The following is a 24742-nucleotide window of genomic DNA, read 5'->3' on the forward strand; positions in this document are numbered from 1 at the left end:
GGAACGAGTCGGCCGATGGCGCCGCTGGAGTAGACGCTGACGACGACCCGGCCGTCGGGAGAGCGGGTGCAGGTTCGTAATCGAGTTCACGGCTCCGCACCGAGGGTGTCGGGCCGTGCCCTCCCGGGCGGTTTTGGTGTTGCGCCAGCCTGGCGGAGGGCAACCCGGCTCTCGCTGCGCTCGTTCCTGCCGAGACAGAGATCTTTTCCTCCGGACGACATGATCCCGGTCGTGATCGAAACGCCCCGCGGCCCGCTGGTGGCATGCCTGCGCGCCTCTGGCCGCCCGGTGTTCGCCATCAACCCGATCAGGCCTCGCGCTACCGGGAACGGCACGCGGTCTCCCGCAAGAAGTCCGACAGCCAGGACGCGATCGTGCTGGTGAACATCTTGCGCACCGACATGGCCATGCACCGACCGTTGCCGGCCGACACCCACCAGGCCGAGGCCCTGGCGGTGCCGGCCCGCGCTCAGCAGGACGCCGTCTGGCGGATGCACCGCAACGGCAACGAGCTGCGCTGGTACTACCCCTGGAGCTGTTCGCCGGGCAAGACGGCGCTGCTCCCACGGCCGAGTCATGATCCGCCACGTTACTTCCGTTGGCTGAAGGTCACTACCGCAAGATCACGCTGCGTTCCCTCGGAACCCTCTGGTGACTCCGTTTGCCCCTGCGGCATTCGAGAATCTTGAGGCCCTGGACCACATTGAGTGAGACGACCTGAGCATTCCGTTGAGATGGACCAGATTGGATGAGACGACCTCGGGAGAACACGACGAATGGAACTTGTTCGATGAGGCAGCGCTCCACGTAGGCGTCTCAGTCAACCTGGTCCTGATTTCAGGAGCATGAAGTGGACCCACTTTCGCGCGAGCGCTGGCCCCACTCCGGTGAAGCGCATTCATGTTCGCGTGAGACTTGGCCCTACCCGCTCGGGTCCTGGGCGTTCTGGCCCTTCCTCGTCGCTGCCAACCCGCAGTCGCCGGGCCGCGGATCAACGTGGAGCGCCCGGAGCGAAGCGCCGACGGTTTGCGTCCGCGGGACGGGAGTGGCGTATGGCCCACTGGCTGGTTCATAATGCCCATCTACCTGGGCATATGATCGGCGGCATGGCGCTGCGACTTATTCAGGTGAATTTCAAGGCTCGGGATGACTCGGCGCTCGGCCGGTTCTGGGCGGAGGCGCTCGGCTGGGGTGTTTCCAGCGAGGGACCCGGCGTGACCAACCTCGAACCCGAGGGCTTCGCCTGGCCGGACCCCGACGCCTTCTACGTCGATCTCGTCACCGTCCCGGACCCCGAAACGGTGAAGTATCGCGTGCACCTCGACCTCGCCACCACCTCTGCCGCCCATCAGGCGGAGTTGGTCGCGCGCCTGAAGGAGCTCGGTGCGACGCCCGCCGACGTGGGCCAGGGCGACGTCCCGTGGACAGTCCTGGCCGACCCGGAGGGCAACATGTTCTGCGTGCTGGAGCCTCGATCGATCTACCGGGACACCGGGCCGATCGCCGCGGTGGTGGTCGACTGCGCCGATCCGCGGGCCATGGCCCGGTTCTGGGACGAGGCGATGGACTGGACCCTGCACGAGGTCACCGACGATCATGCGCTGCTGCGCTCCGCCAAGGGTGTCGGCCCGTATCTGAAGTTCCTTCGCACGCCCGGCGTGAAGACCGTGTGGAACCGCGTCCATCTCGACCTGCTGCCGTACCCCGTTGAGGATCAAGAGGCGGAGGTAGCCCGGCTACGGGCTCTGGGCGCCACCGCCGCCGACGTCGGCCAGGGCGATGTTCCGTGGAAGGTCCTGGCCGACCCGGAGGGCAACGAGTTCTGCGTCCTCGGACGGGGCTGACGCAAAGCTTCTTCACCTGCGGCTCGTACAACGGCTCCTCGGCGGCGTCGTCGGCATCTTCCCGTACAGCGAGGCCATCGCCGTCTGGCCTGCGCTGCCCTGACGTTGACCTGCGGCTAGCGGCGGCCATCCTCGGCAGCGAAGTGAGGCCAATTCTCACTGGTGACCACGGAGCGCTACTCAGCCGTCCGCGAAGATGAGGTCGTTCGGTCTGCCGTCGTACGACCTCGCCATCATGGACGGCCCCGCTGTTCATAGAAATGGGTGACGACCTATGACGCGGCCGGCCGGGGTCCGTTGGCCGTCCGGCTCGCGGCCGTCCGCGGATAGCGCAGGCCCAGCGGCGCGGCCGGTGGATCGTTGAGGTAGTCGCCGTCATGCTCGGCACCCTTCGTGTCGGTGAATCAGCGCGGGGCCTCCACCTGGGTCCTGGCTACGTCGCGGTCGCTCCCGCCACACCAGGGGCTCCCTCTCCCGGGCTGTCCGTTCGGGTGCTGGGTGGGTGAGGTGCCGGGTCTCGACGGCCATCGGCTCACCAGGTCACCCGCAGTGTGTGCACGCCGTACACGATGCTGAAGACGCGGAAGTCCACCTGCTCGTACGGATCGGCCAGGGCGAGGCCGGGGAAGCGCCGCAGCAGTGCCGGGAAGGCGATGCGCATCTCCATCCGCGCCAGCGGCGCCCCGAGGCAGTGGTGCACACCGTGGCCGAAGGCGACGTGGCCGGCTGCTCCCCGGGTGATGTCGAGTGTCTCGGGATCGTCGACGAAGGCAGGGTCGCGGTTGGCGGCAGGAAGGGAGAAGATCACGAGCGAGCCCGCGGGGATGGCGTGCCCGGCGATCTCCACATCCGTCGTGGTCGTGCGCGGCGGCAGCGACTGCACGACGGACAGCCAGCGCAACAGCTCCTCGACGGCGGGCTCGACCTGGGCCGGATCCTCGCGGATCATCGCCGGCTGGTCCGGGTGTCGGAGCAGGGCCAGGGTGCCCAGGCCGAGCATGTTCGAGGTCGTCTCATGCCCGGCCAGCAGCAGCAGTCCCGCGATGCCGATCAGCTCATCGGTACTGAGATCGTGGCCGTGCTCGCGCACCAGCATGCCCAGCATGTCCTCGCCCGGATCCGCCTGGGCTCGGGCCACCAGGCCGGCCATGTAGACGCGGTCCTCCCGCTGCGCCGCGACGCGCTGCTCCATCGGCAAGGAGGTGTCCAGCAGGCGCACGGCACGCTCGTGGAACTCGGCGCGGTCGGCATGCGGCACGCCCAGCAGCTCGCAGATCACCAGCGACGGCACTGGCAGCGCGAAGTGCTCCACCAGATCAGCCGGCTTGCCGGCCCGCTCCAGATCGTCCAGAGCCGCCTGGACGATCTCGGTGATCCGCGGCTCGAGCCTGCGCATCCGCCGTACCGTGAACTCCGGAGTTAGCATCCGGCGCAACCGCGTGTGCTCGGGCGGGTCGAATCCGATCAGTTGCCCGGCCTGCATCTTGGCCAGCTCGTCGGCGTTCATCTGCCCGGATCCCGGGAACGGCGTCAGGGCGCTGCTGAACCGGGCCGGATCCGCCAGCACCTGGCGAACGTCCTCATGGCGGCAGACCAGGTACGCGGGCAGGCCGAACGGCGTCTCCACCCGCACCACACCCTCGCTGTCGCGAGCCCGGGCCAGTTCCTCGACCGGGTTGAGCCCGTTCCGCCGCATCTGCAGCGACAATTCCAGAGCTTTCGTCATTTCTGTCCATCCATCCTGTGATTGTGTGAACTTCTTGCGCCACCAGATGATTGAAAGGCGGCTGACATTTAGGACACGTTTGGGGTTCCGTCCTGTGGTCAGCTCGTTGAGCTGTGTGGTTTCGTCGTCGTGGGGCGGGGATTTGCGCGCTAATCCGGGGTTGGCGTGGGGCGCAGGGCGGGCCGGTGGCGTAAGTGCGCACCGGCAAGACTGGCCGGGCCGAGCCACGTCGTGAGGGCGGTCCGGAGAGCGTCCAGGTCTGGCCGCTCGCCGGCGCGGGTGACCCAGGCGACATGTCCGTCGGGACGGATGAATACGGCGTCCGCGACGAGGTCGGAGCCCTCGGCAGGACGGGCGCGGACGAGATCGACTCGGTCCGCCCAGCCAGTCACGACGGCGTCGAGCGGCGGGAGACCACCAAGATCCAGCAGAACCGCACGGGCGCAGTGCAGAAGCTCGTAGACGCGGCCATGTCCGATGTCGAGATCCGGCATCCGCCGGCCGAGGAGGTCGTCCGTCCCCTCCATCGGATATCTGATGTCGGTCGCCGTGATCACACCGGCCAGGCGCAGCCGTACCTCATCGATGCCGATGAGATCGCGCAGCACCTCGCGCAGAGCGGAGGTGTGATCGTCCACCCGCCAGAGTGCGGTCTGGGCGCGGGTGTTCTGCAGCACGCGGGCGGCGACCGGGTGGCGTTCGGTCTGGTAGGTGTCGAGCAACAGGTCCGGGGCCTGGCCGCGGACGACGGCGGCGAGCTTCCAGCCGAGGTTGACCGCATCCTGCACGCCGGTGTTCAGGCCCTGACCGCCCGCCGGGAAGTGGATGTGCGCGGCGTCGCCAGCGAGGAGAACCCGGCCCTCGCGGTAGCGGTCGGCCTGGCGTGCCGCGTCGCCATGCCGGGAGAGCCAGCGCGGCGAGTGCATTCCGTAATCCGTCCCAGCGATCTTGAGCAAGGCCTTGCGGAGGGTCTCCAGGGTCACCGGTTCGTCCCGGTCGGCGACGTGATCGAACTCGTTGGTCAGCACCCGGTACCAGTCCGAGCCGAACGACAGCACCGAGAAGCTGCCGTGCTCGCGCCGCTCCTGGAAGATGTCGTCCGCGGGTGGCTCGGCGAGCTCGACGTCGCCGAGCAGAGCGGTCATCGTGGCCGGGGTGCCAGGGAACTCGATGCCTGCGAGCTTGCGCACGGTGCTGCGGCCGCCGTCGCAGCCGACGAGGTGGTCGGCCCGGACGCGTGACCCGTCCGCGAGCTCCACCGTGACACCCGTTTCGTCCTGGGTGAACCCCGCCACTTCGGCGCCGCGTCGTAGCCGTACCCCGGCCTCCGCCGCGCGCTCCTCCAGCAGCCGTTCCACCTGGGACTGCAAGATGACGAGAACGTACGGATGCCGCGCCGTCACATCGGATACGTCGAGCCGGAGGGCGGAGAAGTGCACGCCCTGCCTCCGCCGTCCGCGCTTGAGAAACCGGTCGAGGAGGCCCCGCTGATCGAGTGTCTCCATCGTGCGGATGTGTAGACCACCGGCCCGCGATTCCACCGTTCGAGGCTCCGGGAGACGCTCAAGCACGAGCACATCGACCCCGGCGAGCCGCAGCTCGCACGCGAGCATCAGCCCCGTCGGCCCCGCCCCAGCGATCACTACCTGCGTGTCGGTCATGGTCAACTCCTTGGTCATCGTGAAAGGCGACTGACATTTAGCGTCTTGTGCCACCGGCCTGCGGCGATAACTGTCCATTGCGGGTCGGGGACCGGCGATAACCCCTTTGACCTCGAGCAAAGCGCATTCGAAACCATGGGACGCCTTGATGAGGTGTTTCGTTCGCGCGCGGTTATTCGCCGTTGTGCCAAGTGAAGGGGTACTGTCTTGCGGACAAGACGGGGGTCGCTGGGGCCGACCCGTTTGTGACAGACATGCGCGATTGCGACCTCGTCCGCTGCGGCTTGCTGGCTCCTCCTACCGGCTGATCTGACGCGGAGCCGCCACCGCGAGAAGTTTGTCTGGGTTGCGGATGGCGTAGAAGTTGGTGATCTTCCCATCGGCGATCTCGATCAGGAAAACGCCCTTTGGGCGCTCGCCGCTGAGTACTATCGCGGGCGTGTGGTTGCAGTTGACCATCTCGATCCGCAGGTCCGCCAGCCGCTCCAGGCGGAACAGCCTCATGAGGACCAGGGCCACCTTCTGCGCGCCCACCACCGGCCGGCGTGACGCGGCGGTCTTGCCGCCGCTGTCGGCGGTCCAGGTGACGTCCGGTGCGAGCAGCGAGAGCAGCGCTTCCAGGTCACCGGTGGCCGCCGCGGTCATGAACTGCTCGGTGATCTGTGCGGTCGTCGCGGCGTCGGCGGGCTCGAAGCGCTTACGCCGCGCCTGTACGTGCTCGCGGGCGCGGTGCGCCACCTGACGCACCGTCGCCACGGATTTGCCCACCGCCGTGGCGATGTCGTGGTAGCCGAAGCCGAACACCTCGCGCAGCACGAACACCGCACGCTCATCGGGGGTGAGCGTTTCGAGCAGCACGAGCATCGCCATCGACACCGACTCGGCGAGCACCACATCGGCCGAGGCGTCGTTGTTCTCGAGCAGCAGCGGCTCGGGCAGCCACGAGCCGATGTAGTCCTCGCGACGGCGCGCGCTCGCCCGCAACGCGTTGAGAGCCTGACGGGTCACCAGCCGTGCCAGATACGACTTGGTGTCCCGCACCGTCGCCAGGTCCACGTCGGCCCACCGCAGATAGCTGTCCTGCAGCACGTCGTCGGATTCGGTTACCGAGCCGAGTATCTCGTAGACGATCGTGAACAGCAGCGGCCGCAACAGGGTGAACCGCTCGGCATGCTCATCGGTGCTCACGGGGCGGTGACCACCCGCGCAGCGGAGTCCGGCTGCCCGGGACGCGGGCCGCCCTTGAGCCAGCCCATCGAACCCGGCTCGCGCGCCTCACGGCGGATTCTATTGTCCACCACGAAGTTACAGGTCTTCTCCTTGATCACCGCGCCCATGCGGCCGCCGATGTAGACGTTCATCGCGGTGTCGTCCTTGCGGGCGAGCTGTCGTATGCCGGCGCGTCGGCCTAGGCTGACGCACGCCCCCGACATAGCCACGTCGATCACCGCCGGTTTGGTCCCCGCAATGCGGCTCAGCACGGTGTTGGCGGCCTGTGCCCCGAGCGGCCCGGCGACGTACGTGCTCATCCGCAGCGGCCGGCCCGATGGTGCGGCGGCGTCCCCGGCCGCGACAATGCGGTCGTCGTCGACACTGGTCAGCGTCTCGTCAGTGAGCAGCCGGCCGAGCGCATCGGTGCGCAGCCCACTCGCCGCCGCCAGCTCCGGCACACCGAAACCACCCGTCCAGATGGTCAGCGCGCTCGTACGCACTCCACCGTCGGCGACGACGACCGCGTCCGGCCGCACCTCGCTCACCACGGAGGCCTCGAGCACCACGACACCGTGCCGGGACAGCCACTTGGCGATGTATCGGCGACCAGGTGCGCTGAATGTCGGCGCCAGGGTCCGGCCACACACCAGCGTGACCCTGCGCCCTTGCTCGGCCAACTCGGCGGCCGTCTCGATGCCGGTCAATCCGCCGCCGACCACGGTGACCGGAGCATCGAGGGGCAAGTCCTCCAGCCTGGCGCGCAGCCGCTGCGCGTACTCGAATTCAGCGATGTCGAACGCGAATTCGGCCGCGCCAGGCACCGATGACGGTACGGCCCTGGTGCTGCCGACCGCGTAGATGACGTAGTCGTAGTCCAGGGTACGGCCCGACGCCAGTCGCACGGTGCGGGCGGCGGTGTCGATACGCGTGGCGCTGTCGACGACCAGTTGGATGCCCTCGCCGAGCAGCGTGCCGTAGTCAATCGTGGCGTCGCCGGTGCCGGCCACGAACTGGTGCAGCCGGATGCGTTCGACGAACTCCGGGCGCGGATTGACCAGAGTGATGTCGACGTCGTCGCGCATCCGCAGACGGTTAGCCGCGAGCGTTCCGGCGTAACCGCCACCGATGACCACGACCTTGCGGGGTGTGTTGTGTTCGCTCATGCCCTCAGGACACCGCGGATCGCTGAGACGTGACATGACGCGAAGTGACACGCGTCACTCCACTCAAGAGCGCGGGAACACGTGTTCGCGGCCGAAGCCATCGGGCCCATCCCACCTGTGACACAGAACTTCAATTCCCTATCACTAGGGTCGCGTCCGAGTTGCGGTGTAAATAGCTCACGAGCGTAGGTTCGGCGTGTTGAACCGCCAAGTTCGCACGAAAGAGGTCCACGCTCGTGACCCGTCGTGTATCGCCCATCCAGGCCATCCGTGCCAAGATCGACGCCCTGTTCGCCTCCGATCGTGACCTGGTCGAGGTCATCGAGGACGTCGCCCGGCTCGGCGCCCGCCTGATCAACCAGACCGCCGAGTACGACGCCTGGTGCCGCCGCGATCTGTCGAACGTCGAGCTGGACTACCTGTTCCTGGACGCCTCCCACTTCAAGATGCACGACAGCAGTAGCCGGGCCGAGCCGATCCTGGCCGCCTGGGGCATCACCTGCGACGGCAAGCCGGTCTTCGCCGGCCTGGCCGCCGCCGCAGCCGAGTCCACCGACGCCTGGCACGACTTCCTCACCGACCTCGTCGCCCGCGGCCTCAAGCCGCCGCTGCTGATCGTCTCCGACGGTGCCCCCGGTCTGATCAGCGCCGCCGAACAGGTCTTCCCCGCGTCGCCGCGCCAAAGATGTCTCGTTCACCGCGCCCGCAATATGACTTCGAAGGTCTCGGCCGGCGACCAGGCCGAGGTGAAGGCGGACTACTGGAAGATCTTCGACACCAGCGAGCTGAGTGACGACCTCACGGTCGGCCAGCCGCTGGTCGACCTCGTCCAGCGGCGCATCGACGCCTTCGCCGACACGTGGGGCGGCCGCTATCCGGCGGCGGTCAAGTGCCTGCTGACCGACCGCCAGAGGCTCTATAAGGGGGCACATAGACCCTGGTGACCCTAACAAGCGGAGTCCGGTGATCTAACTCGCACAGCGCTCACCGAAGGCGGAAAGTGTGTATGAATACACATTTTCCGCCTTCGGCTGCAGAGACGCAAATCGTTAGGAGTGAATGTTGGCGGAAGATAGTCAGAGCCAGGACGGATTCATCCGTCGTATAGACAAGGCATTAGGTGGCGACCATCCGCCAACGCGTCGGCAGCGAGCGGCGGCCGAAAGGCCCTTCGTGTGGGGAATGGGATGGGGGATCGCCGGAGGCCTCGCGTTGTTCCTTCTCTTTTCTGCAACTTCATGGCACAATGGCGAGCGCCCAATTCCCTGGTTGCTGACAGCTCTCATCGGCCTCGGAACAGGCCTTTCTTGCGGGCTCGTCTTATCTCTTACAGCACTGGTTGAACGTCGAAGGCTGCGGGCGCGCGGAAACCATCGCCCGCGTCATGGTTCCCGCTAACTCGACCTTCGCCATCTACCACTCGGTCCGTCGGGCACGAGCAGAAAGCCTGCCCGTGAACCTGAGCCGACGTTCTGTTCCCTCTGGTGGCTTTAATCCGCAGGTTATGGGTTCGGAATCCCGAAGCGCTTCCTTGGTGGCCGGCACTTTGAGATAGCCAGCTCGCCGGACAGCATGGTCGGCGACGTCACGGGATATACGCGACGCCGCGCGCACCAGTTACATCGCTCCTGGCCTCTCTGTTCTCGACGGCAGCGGCTTAGGTTCGCGTGAGCCACCTTGAGCTTCCTCGTCCCAAGTGAATCGGCGGATCAGGGTGAAGCTTGCTTGGCTGAGCCGATGCTCAATCTCCTCCGGCCGACTTGTGCCTTCCACCCGAACCAGCGTGAGAACATCAGGATGATCCGGCTCGGCGAGCTCATCCATCTCCGCGTTGCGCTGCACGGACACCTCCTCACCCCCAGGCCCGCCCGTGGAGTGCAGGTAGCTACCCCCGCGATACCAACTCTCGCGCCGCTTGAAGGACACCTCCAGCACCCTCGAAACTTCAGCCGCGTCCGACTGCAAGTCGCCATTGCTACCAAAGACCAGGTCGGTGAAGGTGGCCACCCCGCTATCGTGCCAGGCCCCGCCCGGTTCCAAGTGCGGGTCAACCCTGCCTCCGGCGGGGGCTCCGGTTCCGAGATGATCGCGGCTCCAACGCTGAGGCCCATAAGTGGTGCGGTGCCTGATCATCCCGCCACCATCGCCCAGGACAAGCCGAGCAGACCAGGGGCAGGGGCTGCGGGAGTTCGCTACCCGCCTTTACTCCACGTAGGAACCGTCTGAGCGAATGATCGCTTCGCGAGTCAGAGGGGCAACAGCCGAGCGGAGCCTACGGTGGTTCACAGCAACCACCATCCGAAGTGCTCCGTCCGCGCCGGGAAGCGCGTAGAAAAGGACCTTGTACTCTTGGCCGTCCTCACCGATGACGTTCTCGTAATCCTTGTCACCGTTCTGCTCCATGAGCGCAAGCTCGTCGTAGAGGGCCACGCGCCGCCACCGAGCCAAGTACTCCTCCGCAATCCCTCCTGCGACCTGCTTGTTCAGCTCCATCGAACCGCCCTACGTTCGTGCCATTAGCGTGCCATTAACCAGGGTGACGAGAGGTCAACCACGGTCACTCAGGACGGGCCTGTGGCCCAGGTCAGCGGTCCTACGTGATGTGATCGATGTACTTCCCAAGCTGACAGCGCACGTTCGATTCCCGTCACCCGCTCCACGAACGAAGGCCCGGGCCAGGGAGCGTTTCCCGGCCCGGGCCCTACTTCTTTCTGACACCCAATCGATCTTCCGTGCAATTAGGTAGTCGGTCGGCATCGGGCTGCCAACGCCTGTTCGGGACACTCGTGCCGATAGCGACCATACAGCCGGACTTGGCGGACCGATTCAACGCGCTCGACAGCGCGAGCCGGACCCGGTCATGCGGCGTGCGCTGAACAGCAAACCGGCGGCTCTGGGCCACGTCGGGGAAAGCGGGTTCACGCTGGTCCGCTACCGCCCACAGCGGCGACCCGAGCGCAAGGCTGCTCACGCGCTGGTGGAGGCCGCCCGTCATGCAGGATGACGGTCACCGCCCGTCCGTACCGCTTCGGAGGCCTCAGCTCAGGCCGTGCACCCGCTTGTACTCAAGCGTGTAGGCCAGCTTGCCGGGCTTGGCGTCGGAGTACGGCTTGCTCAGCTTGTCGAACTCGCCCTTGTCGGCGGCCTTGCCGTCGTTCCACTTGGCCAGCGCGCCGAGCTCGGCGGCGGTGAAGCCGTTGTCGACGACGGTGTTCTTGGGCAACGCGGTGATCGCCTCGGTCAGTGCCTTGACGGTGGCCAGGTAGCTGGCGTGGTCCTTCTGGTCCCACGTGGCCAGGTTGATCGGCTTGGCGTCGCGGACCCAGCTGCCCCAGTAGAACTCCTGGAACGGCAGCCCGTTCTGGGCGTAGCCGATGTCACGACCGAAGTAGAGCAGGCTGCGGTACTTGTCGTTGGTGAAGTTGGCCAGCCCCACGCTGGTCGGCAGCTTGTTCACGGTGACCGTGTTGCCGTTGGGTCCGCGCAGCCACACCCACTTGTGCGCCCGCATCTCGTTCCAGAAGCGCTGACGGGTGAGGGTGCTCAGGTTGGCCTGCACTCGCAGCCGGACGTGCAGGTCGGCGCCGCCGTCGGGGGTCTCGAAGAAGGATGTGAGCGTGTGGTGCCCGTCGGTGAGGAACGGCTCGCCACCGGGACCGATGACGACGGTCTTCATGGCGGCGATGCCGTCCGCCGTCTCCGCGCCGACCGCGAGCTGGCACGTGAACGAGGACGGCTTGTCCAGGCGCGCGCCGGGCGACACCGACGCCGCCGCTACCCGACCGTCGGCCTCGCACCAGTCGTCGAACTTCTTGTTGATCGCGTCCTTGCCGAGGGTGTAGCGGCCGAGCTTGTAGTAAACCTCGTCATAACCCAGCGACGGCTGGGTCGGGTGCACATCACCGATGCGAACGTCGAGCAGATCACCAGGCTTGGCACACAGGTACTTCGCGAACGGCGTGCTGCGATTGTCGTGCTGGCAGAACGACGGCCGTGTACCCGGCGAGCCGGGGGCCGCGAGCGCGGCCGGCGCCGAGACGGCGACACCGGTCCCGGCGACGACGGCGAGGGCCGTCCCAAGCACCGAGGCCCGGCGGTACGAAGATCTGAAGGGCATAACACGTGCTCCTCGTCGTCAATGCGTATGTCGACGGCGAGAGTGCCGGTAATCAACCAACACACGAGATCATGTCCCTGACGTCCAGGGAAACCGGAGGCGAACATCGTTCTTCTCCGGGGGCCCCGGGTTGGTCAGGAGGGGCCACCTCCAAGCTGTCCGTAGGCCGCCGCTCCGCACGAAGGGGCACCGGCCGCGGCCACATGATGCCGCAGCCCGCCGAAGGCCAGGGCGTAGGCGGTGATTGCCCACTGGCGGTTGGCGTCGGAGATCCCCAGGTCGGTGTACTGGACTCGGATGGTGGCCTGGTCTCCTGTCACCTCAGTCACCAGGGGCGCCTCGGGCACGGTCGGCAAGAGCTTGGCCATGTGCTCACCCCCTCGACGGCCGCAGGAGCACAGCCTGTGAGAGCGAGAGCAGGTCTGATCAGGTTCACCTGAGCGCCATCAGAACTAGACCACTCCAAGTCATACGCACCCGAGGAAGACAACAGACGATGGGCAGACGTTACTTCTGGGCTTCAGCCTGGAGCGGAGGGCAGGGTGGGCTCGTGGGGTGGACCGGGCTCCCTCGCCAAGAAGCTTCCCGGAACGCCGAGTTCCTTCCTGATCTTCTGGTGGGCGGAGTTCAACGCCTTGACCAGCGACTGGTTGCAGGCCTCCCGCATGTCCTCGTCGGGGTTCAACAGCCCGCGCGCAATCCATTCGAGCCGCCAGACCTCCCTGTTCAGCTCCCTGATCGCCGCGACAGTAGTCGCATCGCCGAGCAGTGCGACCTTCTCGCCGCAAGCCTGATGGACATCTGCACGACGATCATCGGTTCATTATTGAAGGACTGGAACGCGAATGCACCCACCTGGTAAAGCGCCCAGACAACCAAAAGCACTATGGGACTATCAGTCGGCCTACTACCTCCCCGACCCCGACAGCCCCACAGGGGGAGGCACGGTCAGGCCGTGCGTTGCACGGCAATCACTTTGATCGGCGCCGACCGAGGCCTCGCAGCATGAGCCACCAGATGAGCATGGCTTGGACGAGCCCGGCCAACACGAGTGTCACGAGGAAGCCGTGCGCCCCAACGTTGACCACAGGCCGCACACCCCACATGATCGCCGCGAAGACGAAGCTGAAAGGCGCAGCCACGAGGAGGTTGAGCAGGAACTCCAGTCCTCCCCCCGTGCCGGCCTTCGGCCAGGTATCAACAGCGAACTTGATAATGAGCAGCACATAGGGCCCGACTATCAGGAGCGGGAACATATCATCGCTCTTTATGCGGGGTGACATCCTTAACTCCTTGTCGCCGTGCAGCAAATATGCGTTCTCGGCGGGCGGCTCCTACATCGACCATCCACCACCGAACTTTACGCCCAAGTAGTATGTCCGAGCCCAACTAAGGCACGACGGGACAAGATCAAGATTGCCGACCTATCGTCTCGGCCATAAATGGACTCTCTCCTCCACTGCTCGTCCTTGACATCGGAAAATTAAGCTCTTACGACGAGGCGGGGCTTAGCGCTGTTATCGCTGCGGTGAAGCGACTGAACCGTCACGAGGGGCGCCTATTAATAGCTGCGGCACCGTCCGATATCATGCGCTCTTTTGATCGGCTCCGGGGCGCTTGCCGACCTCTTCGATCAGTTCTGCCTTGTTCATGTATCGACCGTAATGCCGCACAGGACCCGGAAATGACGCGTCGGACGCGTCCGATACGTCATTGACGGCTCGATCACGGCCAACGCGCTGCTCGCGCGACGCCCGCCTGATCCGGTCACGGCCGCGAAGCCACATGACCCGAGGCAGGAGGAGTCGGAGGCAATGCCGCAGATCAAGCATTTACCCACGTGTCGGCGTGGGGCCCAGCGGGACGGGGGACCTCTCCCGTGCACACGCGGGTGCGTGCGGTGAAACCTGAGAACCGGGCAAAACGGAGATATTGTGGAAGATCATCACTCGTCGGCGGTGAGCCGCCGTGACCTGCTAAGCCTGTCCACCGTCGCCCTGGCCGGCGCGGTGCCCCTCGCCGTCTATCCCGGATCCGACACCCCGGCTCTCGCGGCGGCGTCCCCTTCGCAGGTCCACGGGCATGGGCACAAGCCGGGGGTGACTCCTCCGGAGGACCTCATGCGGGAGCACGGGGTGCTGAAGAGCATCCTGCTGGTGTACCGGGAGGGGATCCGGCGGATCCAGCGCGGCGAGCAGGTGCCCGTCCAGCCGTTGCACGCCGCGGCCCGCATCATCCGCGACTTCATCGAGCGCTACCACGAGTACCTGGAAGAGAAGTACGTCTTCCCGCGCCTGCGCGAGGCCGGCAGACTCCGTCACACGGTCTCGGTCCTGGAACTGCAGCACAAGCGGGGACGCGAGGTGACCGCCCGCATCCTTGCCGCCACCCACCATTCCAAGGCCTCGGCCCACCAGCGCCACGCCTTGGTCTCCGACATGGCCGCCTTCATCCGCATGTACGAGCCCCACGAGGCCCGGGAGGACACCGTGGTGTTCCCCGTCTTCCGCAAGGTGACGCCCGCCAGGGAGTTCGCCCGCCTGGGTGAGGTCTTCGAGGCCGAGGAGCACCGCCGTTTCGGCCAACGCGGCTTCACCGCCGTGGTCCATCGGGTCGCCGACATAGAAAAGGCCCTGCACATCCACGACCTGTCCCAGTTCACCCCCCGAAAGTCATCCCCCCGCCACCGACACGGCCGAACCTCAGCCCGCTGACCTCTTGCGTTCTCTCCCCCTCGACACCGACTCTCCCAACCGACGCCAGCCCGGCGGGACGTTGTGTCTTACGGCACCCCGGCCAGGCCCGCGCCATGCAATTGGCCGGCCAAGCAACCGGCGACCTGCCTAGCTGAAGCTGCCGTACTGGGGTGCCTGTCCGACCCGCAACAGCTCGCTCAGATCAACAACACCAGCATCTGCCACGGCTGGGCCGGCCTGTTCTGTACTGCTTGGCGTATCGCCGCCGACGCTCCAGGCGACGGCCACTCTCTGTGACAGACATCAGGTTCAGACTCATCGAATAGGCGACACCTGATTACGCGAGGTCGCCAGTTTGGCACGCGACCAAATTCACCCTGTTCTTCGTCCCCCTGTTTCCGGTTCGGACGAAGTATGGAATACAGTGCGCCTTCTGCGGGGCGTCGTACGACATCTCCAAAGACGAGGCGAGCCGGTCGGTGGCCCGTTGAGCGTCCGTCCGTCACCGGCGATCCCCGCGCATCTCCCCCGCTCCGCGTACGCCCTGAGGAGGGCGCACCGTACGAATTCCGGTGTCCGCGGGGCGTAGAAATCGATTCGCGGGAGAGAATTCGACCACCGGCGGTTACGCTATACAAAACAGAAAACCCCCCATTCGCCGGAGCTGATGAATCCGTGCCCGGACTACAGCTTCAGCTCGACGGGCTCACCTGGGAACATGGCGGTGACCTTCGGGCACTGAAGCCCGACCCGCTGGTCGTGGAGGCCGGAGAGACCGCGGTCGTGCTGGCGGGCGACGCCGCCGACGCGGAGGCCTTCACCGACGTGCTGCTCGCACAGGCGTGGCCGCTCAGGGGCAGGATACGGATCGCCGGACGCGAGATCATCTCGCTGCCCGCCGATGCGCGCGGCATCGCCCTGGTTCCCGCGGGCGGCGGCCTGATCCCCCACCTGACGGTCGAGCAGAACATCGCGTTCGGGCTGCGCGGCCCCCGCGGCGGCGGCTTCCACAAAGGGCAGGTGAACTACGTGGCCGGGCGGCTCAACCTCCAGGGGTTCCTCGCATGGCGGCCCCACGAGCTCTCCCCCGACGAAAGGCTCCGGGTGGCGCTCGCCCGCGCGATGTGTCACTGGCAGGCGGCGCGGGCCGTGGTGATCGAGGACCGCGCCGGATACACCCCTTGTCACGCGGCGGTGAGCGAGAGCCTGAAGGCCTATCCCGACCTGCCGGTCCTGGTGGTGAGCGATGACAGGCACCGGGTGGAGACGCTCCGCACGCCCACCGGCTCCTGGGAGGTCGTCGATGCCGATGGATCGTAGGCGGGCGCTCGCCGTGCTGTCGGGCCTGGCGGCCGCGGGGCTCGCCGGGTGCGGCGGCGAGGCCCCGCTGCGGATCGCGGTGGTGTGGAGCGGCTGGGAGCTGAGCCGCTTCCGCGAGGTCCTGGACGAGCCCAACACCATCGTGTACTCGGCGGGGGACAACATCGCCGCCCTGCTCAGAAACCCGGTGGCCCCGGCGGCCACGCCCGACGTCGCGATAGTGTCCCGGCCGGGGCTGGTGCAGGACAAAGCCATCCGCGATCGCTTGCAGACGATTTCCTCCCCGGACGACCTTTCCTTCTGGCCTCGCCTCCTGTGGAACGAGAACGACGGGTCGGTCAAGGGTGCGTGGTTCAAGGTCGCGCACAAGTCACTGGTGTGGTACCGGCAGGGGCCCCCTACGCAGCCGCCCGCCAACTGGGACGCGTGGGTGCGAACGTGCGAGGCGCGGGCCAAGTGCGGGCATCCGCCACTCGCCATCGGGGCCGCCGACGGCTGGGTGCTCAGCGACTGGTTCGAGAACGTCCTCGTCGGCATCGACCGCGACACGTACAGAAGACTGAACGACCAGCCCACGCTCTGGTCCAGCGCATCCGTGAGACATGCGCTCTGCTGCCTGGCCAGGCTGTGGTCCATCAAGAATCTTCTCCCTGGAGGAGGCAGGCGGGCCCTGGCCACCCAGTTCCACGAGTCGGTGCTCGACGTCTTCCGGTACGGCCGCGCGGACATGGTCGCCGCGGGCGACTTCGCCTGGCCGGTCATCGACCGCTACACGCCCCGCCCACAGGGGGAGCCGCCTCCGGCGAAGCACTTCCTCTTCCCCGGGCACGGCGGCCCGCAACCGCCCGTGCTGGTCGGGGGCGACGCCGTGGTGGCGCTGAAGTCCAGCGGAGAGCGCGGCAGGCAGCTGCTCGAGAGGCTGACCGGAAACGAGGCCACCCGGCTCGGCAAGTGGGCCGGCGCCGGGGGCTTCCTGTCGCTCAACCCGCGGTACGACCAGGACTACCCGGATCAGCTCAAGGAGCTTGCGCAGCAGGTGCGCGGCAACGTCGAGTTCGACCTCTCCGATCAGCTCACCGGCCCACTGGCGGGCGGCGACGGCCAGGGCCTGTGGCGGGTGCTGACCGAGTTGTTCGCCTCGGTCACCGTCGGCGATGAAAAGCCCGACACGGCCGTGGGCCGCGCGATGAACGCGTTGACCGCGCTGAGCGAGGCGGGGGGTTCGTAGTGGCGGCCGGTGATTCCTTCCTGTTCGAGGTGGCGCCGCGTCACGACACGCGCGCACCGGCCAGGTGGCACGGACCGAGCCGGTGGACGGCATGGGGATATCTGCTGCCCGCGGTCCTGCTCACGGCCGCCGTGCTGCTCGCGCCCCTGGCCGCCACCCTCGTGACGAGCGTGACCCGTGCTCCTGTCGGAGCCGACTACCAGCAGGTCCTGACCGATCGGGACGTCTGGGTGGCCCTGCTCCACAACGCCGTCTGGCTCGCGCTCGCGCTGGTGGTCTGCGGCGTCGGTCTCGGGCTGGCATGGCTCGCCAGAGACGCCGGGCCGCGCACACGACGCCTGCTCCTGGTCGTGCTGGGCCTGCCCACCGTCACCTCGCCGCTGACAGCCGGTGTGGCCTTCCGCCTGATCTTCGACGCCGATCCCGCCCGAGGTGTGGCGAGCGCCCTGCTGCCCGGTGGCCCGATCATGCTCGGCACCCGCTGGATCTGGCTGGTCCTCGGCCTTGCGTTCGTGTGGCAGTGGACGGGGCTGGCGTTCCTGGTGTTCCACGTCGGCCTGGCCAACGTGCCGGCGGACCTGCTGCGCATGGCCCGCGTCCTCGGCGCCGGGATGCTCCGCCGGCTGCGCACGGTGGTGCTCCCCGCCCTGTTCCCGACCGCGGCGCTCGTGATGCTGGTCGTGCTCACGGCGGCGGCCCGCGTGTTCGACCTGGTCCTGATCGGCGCGCCCGGCTCGGTTCAGGCCGAGGTCGACGTCGTGGGGCTCTTCTGGTGGCGTCACCGCGACGATCTCGGCGACGGGCGGGCGTCGGCGCTCGCGATCCTGTTGACGGCGCTGGCGGTCGCGGTGGTGACGCTCGTGCTGTGGCGGCTGCGCCGTGACTGGCCGGAGGCGGTACGCCCCCAGGAGGGCGGGCGGGCCCCGGCGCCGGGGCGGCCGAGATGGGCCGTACGGCTCATCTCAGCGGTGGTGACCGTGGTGTGGGCGTTCCCCTTCGTCACGCTCCTTCTCACCTCGTGGCGATCTCCTGACGCGGCGGCCACCTCGGGCTGGTGGACCGGAGGCTACGGTCCCGGGTCGTACGGCGAGGCGTTCGCGGACGGCGCCTTCGCCGACGCGCTCGGGGCGTCGGCGCAGCGGGCGTTGCTGGTCTCCGTTCTGGTGGTGCTGCTCGCCGTGCCGGCCGCGTACGCGCTGACGCCCGGCCAGCTGCCCCGGCGCACGCGGCGAGGCGTCGCTGCGGTGGCGGTCGTGCTCGCGGTACTGCCGCCGCAGGTGCTGGCCGTGCCGCTCGGGACGGCGCTGGGCACGTGGCTGGGCAGCACCGTGATCCTCAGCTTGGTCCACGCCGCGCTGGTGCTCCCGCTGGGCGTGCTGCTGCTGCGCACCGCCTTCATGTCGGTGCCCCGCCCGGTGGTCCTGCGTCCGCTCGCCCAGGGGCGTTCCGCGATGTTCCAGATGACGGCCGAGAGCGGGCCCGCCGTGGTCACGGTGGCGGTGCTCGCGTTCGTGCTCGCGTGGAACGACCTGGTGATGGGCCTGCTGCTGAGCTGGCCCGCGGCCGACCAGGCTCCGTTGGTCCTGCTCCAGCAGGCGCGGCAGTTCGCGACGTCCGCGGGCGCGCTCGCCGCGCAGGGGGTCGTACTGACCGCGGTGCCGGTGCTGCTGCTCGCGGCGACCGGGCGATGGCTGGTCAAGGGACTGACACAGGGAGTGCGCCGATGAGCTCACCCGCGACCGCGCCCCCCGAAGGGCCGCCCCGGAAGTCCAAGCCGTGGGTGGCCGCGCTGCGCTCGGCACTACCGAAGAACCGCAACGAGCTCCTGGTTCTGGCCATCGCCTTCGGCTCCTCGGTCGGCGGGGCCGCGCTCATGGACCTGGCACTCGCCTTCTTCAGGCCGCTGATCCCGGTCTGGCTCCTCATCGGCGGGGCCCTGTTCCTGCTTGCCATCAAATGGCTCCGCTCACGCGAGAAGGTGCCGCCGCCGCCGAGCTCCCCTCAGGGGCTTCCCTCACGCGTCGAGCCGCTGATCGGAAGGGACGCCGAGCTCGGCGAAGTGATCGACCGCGCCGTCGACCGGGGGTTTGTCGTGGTGCGGGGCGTGGCGGGCATAGGCACCTCCGCGCTGGCCGTCAACGCCGCGTGGAGGCTGGCGCCCGAGACCGACCGGCAGTACTACGCCGACCTTCGCGGGCAGGACCGCGACGAGCCCGAGGACACCACGAGCGTGATCGAGCGGGTCCTGCGCACGCTCGGCCACCCACTGGGGTCGATCGACGACCCCGAGGAGGCCGGGCAGGAGGTCTTCGCCGCACTCCGGGACGCCGGCGGCGTGCTCGTGCTGGACAACGTCGAACGGTGGAGTCAGGTGGAGTGGCTTCCCCGCCGCGTGCCGGGAAGCTGGGTGATCATCGCGGGCGATCCGAAGGCCGGCGCGGACGACCCGGTCCCGACGGGCGTCGCCGTCGTGCAGGTCGGCCTCCTGGACCCCCGCGACGGCGTGGCGCTGCTGCGCTCCCAGATCGCCACGGACCGCGTCGAGGCCGATCCCTCGGCCACCGGCAGGCTCGCGGGCCTGTTCCTGCGCAGGCCCGCCATCGCGGTCGGAATCGGCCGCTGGCTGGCGAAGAATCCGCACGTCACGATAGCCACACTCGTGGCCGACCTGGAACAGGGCGCGCACGACCGCACCCTCCAGGTGCTGCTCGACATGCAGGTGCGGCGGGTGAGGCCGGCGGCGCACCGTCTGCTGGCGTTGCTGGCGCGCGCGCCGATCGCCGAGCTCGGCGGCGACGCGGCCGCCGCGCTCGCGGGCGTGTCCATGCGCGAGGTGGAGCAGGCGATGGAGGAGCTGAGCCACCACGGCCTGGTGGAGAAGGTCCGTGAGTCCCGGATCCGGGTGGTGGAGGCCGCCCGCGCGATCGTGACCGCGCCGGACGACGAGTGGAAGGCGGCGTGGCAGCGCCTGGTGGAGCGCTTCGCCGACCGGGCGGACTCCTTCGCCGAGTTACTCCCGAGGCAGGAGGCCCGCGACTGGTTCGAGGTCGAGGACAAGGCGCTGCTGCAGATACTGCGGACACGCCGGCCTGCCGCCTGGGCCGCGGGTCCGCTGTGGCGGATCGCGGACGCCCTGGAGGTGTGGTTCCTGCTGGAACAGCGCCACAAGGAGCGCCGCGAGGCCGCCCGCGCCCTGGCGTCCGCGGCCAAGGCGCTGGGCGACGCCGACGTACGGGCGACCGCCGAGCTGCGCCTGTGCCTGATCGCGTTGGTGCTCGGCGAGCCGGGCGCGGCGCAGGAGCACCTCGACAGCGCCGCGGGGCTACGCGAGGGCGTCGAGTCCTGGCCGGCGCAGATCCACCTGGCCCGCGCGGCGACGCTGCTCGCGACCGGCGACGAGTTCGCCGCCGTCGAAGCCTCCCTGGTCCGGTACGGCCAGGCCCTACCGGGGGGCGACGCCGCGGGGCAGGCCACCCGATGGATCAACCTGGCGGTCCTGCAGATACGCCGGGGGCAGGTGAGCGCCTCGCAGGGCCGGACGGACGAGGCGAACCGCCTGTACACCGACGCGCTGGGCACGCTGGTGCATGCGCTCCACATCGCGCGGCACGCGGGCGACGTAAACGCCGAGGCCCACGCCCGCGAGCTGCTCGCGCTCGTCAACTGGTACCTCGACCGGGCGCACGACGCCACGGCGGGCTGGAAGAAGGCGGTCCAGCTGTACGCGCGGTCAGGTGACACCATCGGCCAGGCACGCTGCCAGGTACACCAGGCGGCCACGCTGCCGGAGACCAGACGCAAGGAGGCCGCGAGGCTTCTCCGGTCGGCGCTGCGGCGGCTCCCGGCGACCGGGGTGACCACCGCGCTGGCGCGGCTGCGCCTGGCGACGGCGGAGCCGCGGAACGCCAGGGCGCAGCGCGACAAGGGGCTGGACGCGCTCTCCCCGTGGGACGGGATCGCCGAGCCGCTCCAGGTCACCGAGATACGGCGCCGCCTGCTTGAGCTGGACGGGCTCCCCTCCGGGCCGTAGCCCACCGGAAGTGGCCCCGCGACCGACCCCGGCCGGTTTGCGCACGACGCCTCGCAAGGCTCGCGCGCCGGCCGGGGGTGTCTGCGCACGGCGCCTCGCACGCGTGACACCGCTGGAGCCCCGAGCGGCGGAGAGCCGGGGTGTGCTCGCGGTCGCTTTGGCGGGGATAGTGGGTTCATGACCAGCAACGTTGTCAGTCCGGACGCCATGCTGAGCGTGGCGCTCGAAGAGGCCAGAGCGGGGTACGCCGAGGGCGGCATCCCGATCGGCGCCGCGCTGTTCGCGGCGGACGGCCGGCTGCTCGGCCGGGGCCGCAACCGTCGCGTCCAGGACGGCGACCCGTCGGTCCACGGCGAGACGGCCGCCTTCCGCGCCGCCGGCCGCCAGCGGACCTACCGGGGAACCACGATGGTGACGACGCTGTCGCCCTGCTGGTACTGCAGCGGGCTGATCCGCCAGTTCGGCATCACCGGCCTGGTCGTCGGCGAGAGCCGTACCTTCACCGGGCAGCACGAATGGCTCGCCGGGAGCGGCGTGGACGTGCTCGTCCTCGACTCCGAGGAGTGCGTCACGCTCATGACCGAGTTCATTGCCGCCAACGCGGACCTGTGGAACGAGGACATCGGACAGGACGCGTGAGACCGGTCCGCTCCACATGTGAGTGGTGGAAGCAGGGGCCGGCCAGGCGCGCATCCGGCAGCCCACTGGGCACAGCAGCGCGGGGTCGGCCTGGGTCGAAGGGGATCGCGCGGGCGGGGTCCAGGCGCGGGAAGCGGCCACACCCGGTTCGTCGTCGGTATCCCCCGGCCACCAGAAGATCCCGTCGCAGCCGCGCGAGCCAGCCGTCGAGATGTTGGACGCCGGCCCCGCGCCGCTGGCCGCCTCGCAAGTCGCCGACCTGTAGATCCGGCGGTGGCCCAGGGCGCCTGCCCCGGGCCGCCGCCGGAGGCGGATTCTAGGAGAACATGAAGTTCGCCGTGTGGGTGGTGCCGTCGGTCAACGTGACCTCCAGGCGCCCACACGTCTTCGCCAGGGACTTCTCCGTCTTCCAGACGTACTGGTACTGCTTGGCAACCGGGTCGTACGTCAGGGAGCTCGAACCCGCGGTGACCGTCTGCTCGGCCACCTCCCGCGGAGCCGAGGTGTCGCACGCCGTCGCGCGCAGCGCGGGGAAGCCCGCCGCGAAGATGGCGAGCCCTTGGTCGCCACCGAGGCCGAACTTGATCGGAACGGCGCTGCCGGCCTTCACGACGTTGACCTTGTCGACGCTGACCGGCGCCCCGAAGTTCCGCCAGTCGAAGACCACCTGGTAGGTGACGCTGACCTGGGCGGCCCGGTTGCCGGCACGGTCCCGACCGCCGGAGCAGGTGGCGGTGAAGTAGTTCACCGTGGGTCCACCGATGACGGACAGCGTGGCGGGCTGAGCCACGCCGCTGTCATCGTCGGTCGTCGAGCAGGCAGGAGCCACCGGCTTACCAAGGACGATCTGCTCGCCCTGGCTGACTCCGGTAACCGTGACGGTGGGCGGTGTCACGTCCTCGGCCTCGGTGACCGCCTTGTAGGCGTTGACGAGGCCGTACCCGAAGAAACCGTTGACTGCGGGGTGCGCCGGGTCAACCTTGCACCGACCCTGGATGAAATCGGTGCCGGAGGTGGGACAGGCGAGCGGAATGGCCTGCTTGCGTAGCAGTTCGGCGACGTAGTCGGGGGTAGCTCCGGGATGCTTCGACACCAGCAGCGCGGCGACGCCCGCCACGTGCGGCGAGGCCATCGAGGTGCCGGACAGCGTCCGGTAACTGCTCACCCCGCTCGAGGGCGAGGTGGAATAGATGCTCGATCCGGGGGCGGCCACGTCCACGATCCCGAGCCCGAAGCTGGAGAACGACGATCGGGCCGGCTGCGCGGTCAGGCCCGGGTACCACGGCCCGACGGCGGAGGCAGGGGCGGTGGGCTGGGTGGCGGACGACACCGTCACCACGCCGGGCAGTTCGCCCGGCAGGTCGATGCAGCTGGGGTCGAGGGTGCGCCGCACCGGGGTGGTGTCGTCCGGGCTGGTGGTGTCGACCGTCTTGATGGCGAGGTCCTGGTTCTCGTTGCCCGCCGCCGCCACGTTCAGGATGCCGTGCCCGGTGGTGTAGTTCACCGCGCGCCGGACCGCCTCGACGACCGGTGCCTGGTCGGCCTGGCTCTCGCACCAGTACAGCCACGGGTCGATGTAGTAACTGTTGTTCGTCACCTGGATGTCGTGCTCGGCTGCCCAGATGAAGCCGCAGATCGCGTACTCCGGGTAGATGAAGCCACTAGAGTTGACGACCTTGATGGAGGCGAGCTTGACGCCGGGCGCGACACCGACGATGCCGACGCCGTTCTTCGCCGAGGCGATGGTCCCGGCCACGTGCGTTCCGTGGTAATCGGCGGTGACGCTGGTAGGCCGCCACGCGCCCGGCGTGGTGTCCGGGGCGCCGGTCCCCACGCAGTTCACCGACTTCGACTGGTCCACCACCGGGGCGAGGTCCTGGTGATTGGCGTCGATTCCGTCGTCCAGAACGCCGACGGTGACCGTGGGGCTACCCAGGTCGACCCCGTGGGCCGCGCGCGCGCCGATGAGAATCATGTCGCTCTGGCGGGTCGCGTTCTCCAGAGCGTCCGGCACGTACTCGTCGAGTTCTTCGGTGTTCTCGGCCATGGCGGGCAGGGCCGCGGTCCGGGTCGCTCCCGCGGAGAGGACGGCGTCGCCGTGCGCGACGGTCTTCACGTTCTGGGCGAACGAGGGGTCGGTGGAGCGCGCGATGACCACGCCGATCTGCGCGTACGAGATCATGACCTGCCCGCCGGCCTCGGTCGCCGCGGCGGCGGCACCCGCCGTGTGTCCCTTGTCGACGGCGTTGACGACGTAGCTGAGGTTAGGGCCGACCGTGTCCGCCACCGCCGCGGTCGGTGTGAGGACCGCACCGATCGCGGCGATGACGGCGGTTGCTGCTGTGATGGCGAGGGCATGTCTGCCCGACCTAGAGTTCATTCCAGGCCTTTCGGAAAAGTGTGGGGGTGGCCACAAGATCTTGAGTGCCCTCCATGTGGACCCCGAGAGGGCGTTGATCATGTTTACGAGATTTTTCGCTTTTGTCATAGCTCGGTGGAAATTTGCGACCAACGTGTGACATGTCCGTATCTGTCGGGGAATCGGACGTATCACCGTGCGGGTACGGCGCGGCGGACGTTGGTCAACTATTAGGGCGTCCTAGTGCGGCTCCGCAGAGATCCTGCGGGGCTCTGTTCGATCACTGATGGTGATCAGGCCGCCTGCGCGTGGGTGGTCTGTGCGCCTGCCGAATACCTCATCCATGCAGTTCAAGCGGCATGGTGGCCTGCGCCGGCGGCCTCGCGCGCAAACCCTGACCGCGCCACCACCCGCCGTACCGCCTCAGTGGTCGACCTGGTCGACCTGGTCGACCCCGCCCGCGATCCCGGCCGGTGTCCATGTGCTGTTGTGTGTCGTCGTTGTCGTCATGGCTGTCGTCAGACGCCCGGTGTGGCGGGTACGGCCTGCGCACCAATTTGGCCCAACTCGGCTGGTACATCGCGCGCAAGCGGGCAAAGGTCTGGTGGAGACGGGGGCGTGGGCTCCCCGCCAGCGGCCCTGCGCCCCGCGGGTGGGTACGAGAAGTAGTGACACCGATCAGGCCGGACGGTCATCGGTCAGTTCGTGCCGCCCACGGTGTCTCAACCCACTATCAACCGCGGTAGC

General features: G+C 68.2%; 21 protein-coding genes and 1 pseudogene. 11 read left to right on the plus strand and 11 right to left on the minus strand.

Annotated elements, in window-relative coordinates; genetic code table 11:
* Nucleotides 1-222 precede the first annotated feature (222 nt).
* Nucleotides 223-530 (plus strand): annotated as a pseudogene (locus tag OG589_RS20220) (transposase); the annotation flags it as partial.
* A 576-nt stretch (nt 531-1106) separates the two neighbouring features.
* Nucleotides 1107-1844 (plus strand): VOC family protein, encoded by a 738-nt coding sequence (locus OG589_RS20225; RefSeq protein WP_405152081.1) that lies wholly within the window; start codon nt 1107-1109, stop codon nt 1842-1844.
* A 532-nt stretch (nt 1845-2376) separates the two neighbouring features.
* Here the strand turns inward: OG589_RS20225 and OG589_RS20230 are convergent.
* From OG589_RS20230 to OG589_RS20245, 4 genes are all read right to left on the minus strand, one after another.
* Nucleotides 2377-3570, minus strand: coding sequence for a cytochrome P450 (locus tag OG589_RS20230; protein ID WP_405151250.1), 1194 nt, complete (start codon nt 3568-3570; stop codon nt 2377-2379).
* A 149-nt stretch (nt 3571-3719) separates the two neighbouring features.
* Nucleotides 3720-5309, minus strand: a complete 1590-nt coding sequence (locus OG589_RS20235) for an FAD-dependent monooxygenase (protein ID WP_405151251.1) — start codon at nt 5307-5309, stop codon at nt 3720-3722.
* Nucleotides 5310-5528: 219 nt separating this feature from the next.
* A complete protein-coding gene (gene sigJ, locus OG589_RS20240) occupies nt 5529-6419 on the minus strand; it encodes an RNA polymerase sigma factor SigJ (protein ID WP_405151253.1) in 891 nt (296 codons plus the stop codon).
* Nucleotides 6416-7606, minus strand: coding sequence for an NAD(P)/FAD-dependent oxidoreductase (locus tag OG589_RS20245; RefSeq protein WP_405151254.1), 1191 nt, complete (start codon nt 7604-7606; stop codon nt 6416-6418). Before OG589_RS20245 ends, sigJ begins: the two co-directional genes overlap by 4 nt.
* A 236-nt stretch (nt 7607-7842) precedes the next feature.
* Here OG589_RS20245 and OG589_RS20250 point away from each other — a divergent pair, with 236 nt between their 5' ends.
* Entirely contained in the window at nt 7843-8550 is a 708-nt protein-coding gene (locus OG589_RS20250) for a transposase (protein WP_405151256.1), read from the plus strand.
* A gap of 673 nt (nt 8551-9223) precedes the next feature.
* On the opposite strand, the gene OG589_RS20255 is transcribed toward OG589_RS20250, so the two are convergent.
* The 6 genes from OG589_RS20255 to OG589_RS20280 form a co-directional block, all read right to left on the minus strand.
* Nucleotides 9224-9613 (minus strand): hypothetical protein, encoded by a 390-nt coding sequence (locus tag OG589_RS20255; protein ID WP_405151258.1) that lies wholly within the window; start codon nt 9611-9613, stop codon nt 9224-9226.
* Nucleotides 9614-9808: 195 nt separating this feature from the next.
* The gene (locus OG589_RS20260; RefSeq protein ID WP_405151260.1) at nt 9809-10099 is read right to left on the minus strand and encodes a hypothetical protein; all 291 of its coding nucleotides are present in this window, start codon (nt 10097-10099) and stop codon (nt 9809-9811) included.
* Nucleotides 10100-10643: 544 nt separating this feature from the next.
* The gene (locus OG589_RS20265; protein ID WP_405151262.1) at nt 10644-11723 is read right to left on the minus strand and encodes a ParB-like protein; all 1080 of its coding nucleotides are present in this window, start codon (nt 11721-11723) and stop codon (nt 10644-10646) included.
* 134 nt (nt 11724-11857) lie between these two features.
* Nucleotides 11858-12091, minus strand: coding sequence for a hypothetical protein (locus tag OG589_RS20270; RefSeq protein WP_405151264.1), 234 nt, complete (start codon nt 12089-12091; stop codon nt 11858-11860).
* A 152-nt stretch (nt 12092-12243) separates the two neighbouring features.
* The gene (locus OG589_RS20275; protein WP_405151266.1) at nt 12244-12408 is read right to left on the minus strand and encodes a hypothetical protein; all 165 of its coding nucleotides are present in this window, start codon (nt 12406-12408) and stop codon (nt 12244-12246) included.
* A gap of 286 nt (nt 12409-12694) precedes the next feature.
* The gene (locus OG589_RS20280; RefSeq protein ID WP_405151268.1) at nt 12695-13006 is read right to left on the minus strand and encodes a hypothetical protein; all 312 of its coding nucleotides are present in this window, start codon (nt 13004-13006) and stop codon (nt 12695-12697) included.
* A gap of 176 nt (nt 13007-13182) precedes the next feature.
* Here OG589_RS20280 and OG589_RS20285 point away from each other — a divergent pair, with 176 nt between their 5' ends.
* From OG589_RS20285 to OG589_RS20320, 8 genes are all read left to right on the plus strand, one after another.
* Nucleotides 13183-13440: an STAS domain-containing protein gene (locus OG589_RS20285; RefSeq protein WP_405152082.1), complete on the plus strand. Its 258-nt coding sequence runs from the start codon at nt 13183-13185 to the stop codon at nt 13438-13440.
* 217 nt (nt 13441-13657) lie between these two features.
* Nucleotides 13658-14437, plus strand: a complete 780-nt coding sequence (locus OG589_RS20290) for a hemerythrin domain-containing protein (RefSeq protein WP_405151270.1) — start codon at nt 13658-13660, stop codon at nt 14435-14437.
* A gap of 657 nt (nt 14438-15094) precedes the next feature.
* Nucleotides 15095-15739 carry a hypothetical protein gene (locus tag OG589_RS20295; protein WP_405151272.1) on the plus strand — a complete coding sequence of 215 codons (645 nt, stop codon included), beginning with the start codon at nt 15095-15097 and terminating at the stop codon, nt 15737-15739.
* Nucleotides 15723-16967: a hypothetical protein gene (locus tag OG589_RS20300; protein ID WP_405151274.1), complete on the plus strand. Its 1245-nt coding sequence runs from the start codon at nt 15723-15725 to the stop codon at nt 16965-16967. The genes OG589_RS20295 and OG589_RS20300 overlap by 17 nt, the downstream gene beginning before the upstream one ends.
* Entirely contained in the window at nt 16967-18694 is a 1728-nt protein-coding gene (locus OG589_RS20305; RefSeq protein WP_405151276.1) for an ABC transporter permease subunit, read from the plus strand. The genes OG589_RS20300 and OG589_RS20305 overlap by 1 nt, the downstream gene beginning before the upstream one ends.
* On the plus strand, nt 18691-20997 hold the full coding sequence (locus OG589_RS20310; protein ID WP_405151278.1) for a hypothetical protein: 2307 nt from the start codon (nt 18691-18693) through the stop codon (nt 20995-20997). The genes OG589_RS20305 and OG589_RS20310 overlap by 4 nt, the downstream gene beginning before the upstream one ends.
* Nucleotides 20998-21174: 177 nt before the next feature.
* The gene (locus OG589_RS20315) at nt 21175-21636 is read left to right on the plus strand and encodes a nucleoside deaminase (protein ID WP_405151279.1); all 462 of its coding nucleotides are present in this window, start codon (nt 21175-21177) and stop codon (nt 21634-21636) included.
* A gap of 25 nt (nt 21637-21661) precedes the next feature.
* Entirely contained in the window at nt 21662-21901 is a 240-nt protein-coding gene (locus tag OG589_RS20320; RefSeq protein WP_405151280.1) for a hypothetical protein, read from the plus strand.
* 51 nt (nt 21902-21952) lie between these two features.
* Here OG589_RS20320 and OG589_RS20325 read toward each other — a convergent pair whose 3' ends face one another.
* Nucleotides 21953-24016 carry a S8 family serine peptidase gene (locus OG589_RS20325; protein ID WP_405151282.1) on the minus strand — a complete coding sequence of 688 codons (2064 nt, stop codon included), beginning with the start codon at nt 24014-24016 and terminating at the stop codon, nt 21953-21955.
* Nucleotides 24017-24742 lie beyond the last annotated feature (726 nt).

The organism is Sphaerisporangium sp. NBC_01403 (genome assembly GCF_045040145.1).
GTDB classification, from domain to species: Bacteria; Actinomycetota; Actinomycetes; order Streptosporangiales; family Streptosporangiaceae; genus Sphaerisporangium; species Sphaerisporangium viridialbum.

What these genes read in the sequence shown, in the direction of transcription:
- OG589_RS20225 (WP_405152081.1), top strand. Translation starts at nt 1,107, where the DNA reads ATGGCGCTGCGACTTATTCAGGTGAATTTCAAGGCTCGGGATGACTCG.
- OG589_RS20230 (WP_405151250.1), bottom strand. Translation starts at nt 3,570, where the DNA reads ATGACGAAAGCTCTGGAATTGTCGCTGCAGATGCGGCGGAACGGGCTC.
- OG589_RS20235 (WP_405151251.1), bottom strand. Translation starts at nt 5,309, where the DNA reads ATGGACAGTTATCGCCGCAGGCCGGTGGCACAAGACGCTAAATGTCAG.
- OG589_RS20245 (WP_405151254.1), bottom strand. Translation starts at nt 7,606, where the DNA reads ATGAGCGAACACAACACACCCCGCAAGGTCGTGGTCATCGGTGGCGGT.
- OG589_RS20260 (WP_405151260.1), bottom strand. Translation starts at nt 10,099, where the DNA reads ATGGAGCTGAACAAGCAGGTCGCAGGAGGGATTGCGGAGGAGTACTTG.
- OG589_RS20265 (WP_405151262.1), bottom strand. Translation starts at nt 11,723, where the DNA reads ATGCCCTTCAGATCTTCGTACCGCCGGGCCTCGGTGCTTGGGACGGCC.
- OG589_RS20270 (WP_405151264.1), bottom strand. Translation starts at nt 12,091, where the DNA reads ATGGCCAAGCTCTTGCCGACCGTGCCCGAGGCGCCCCTGGTGACTGAG.
- OG589_RS20280 (WP_405151268.1), bottom strand. Translation starts at nt 13,006, where the DNA reads ATGTCACCCCGCATAAAGAGCGATGATATGTTCCCGCTCCTGATAGTC.
- OG589_RS20300 (WP_405151274.1), top strand. Translation starts at nt 15,723, where the DNA reads ATGCCGATGGATCGTAGGCGGGCGCTCGCCGTGCTGTCGGGCCTGGCG.
- OG589_RS20310 (WP_405151278.1), top strand. Translation starts at nt 18,691, where the DNA reads ATGAGCTCACCCGCGACCGCGCCCCCCGAAGGGCCGCCCCGGAAGTCC.
- OG589_RS20315 (WP_405151279.1), top strand. Translation starts at nt 21,175, where the DNA reads ATGACCAGCAACGTTGTCAGTCCGGACGCCATGCTGAGCGTGGCGCTC.
- OG589_RS20325 (WP_405151282.1), bottom strand. Translation starts at nt 24,016, where the DNA reads ATGAACTCTAGGTCGGGCAGACATGCCCTCGCCATCACAGCAGCAACC.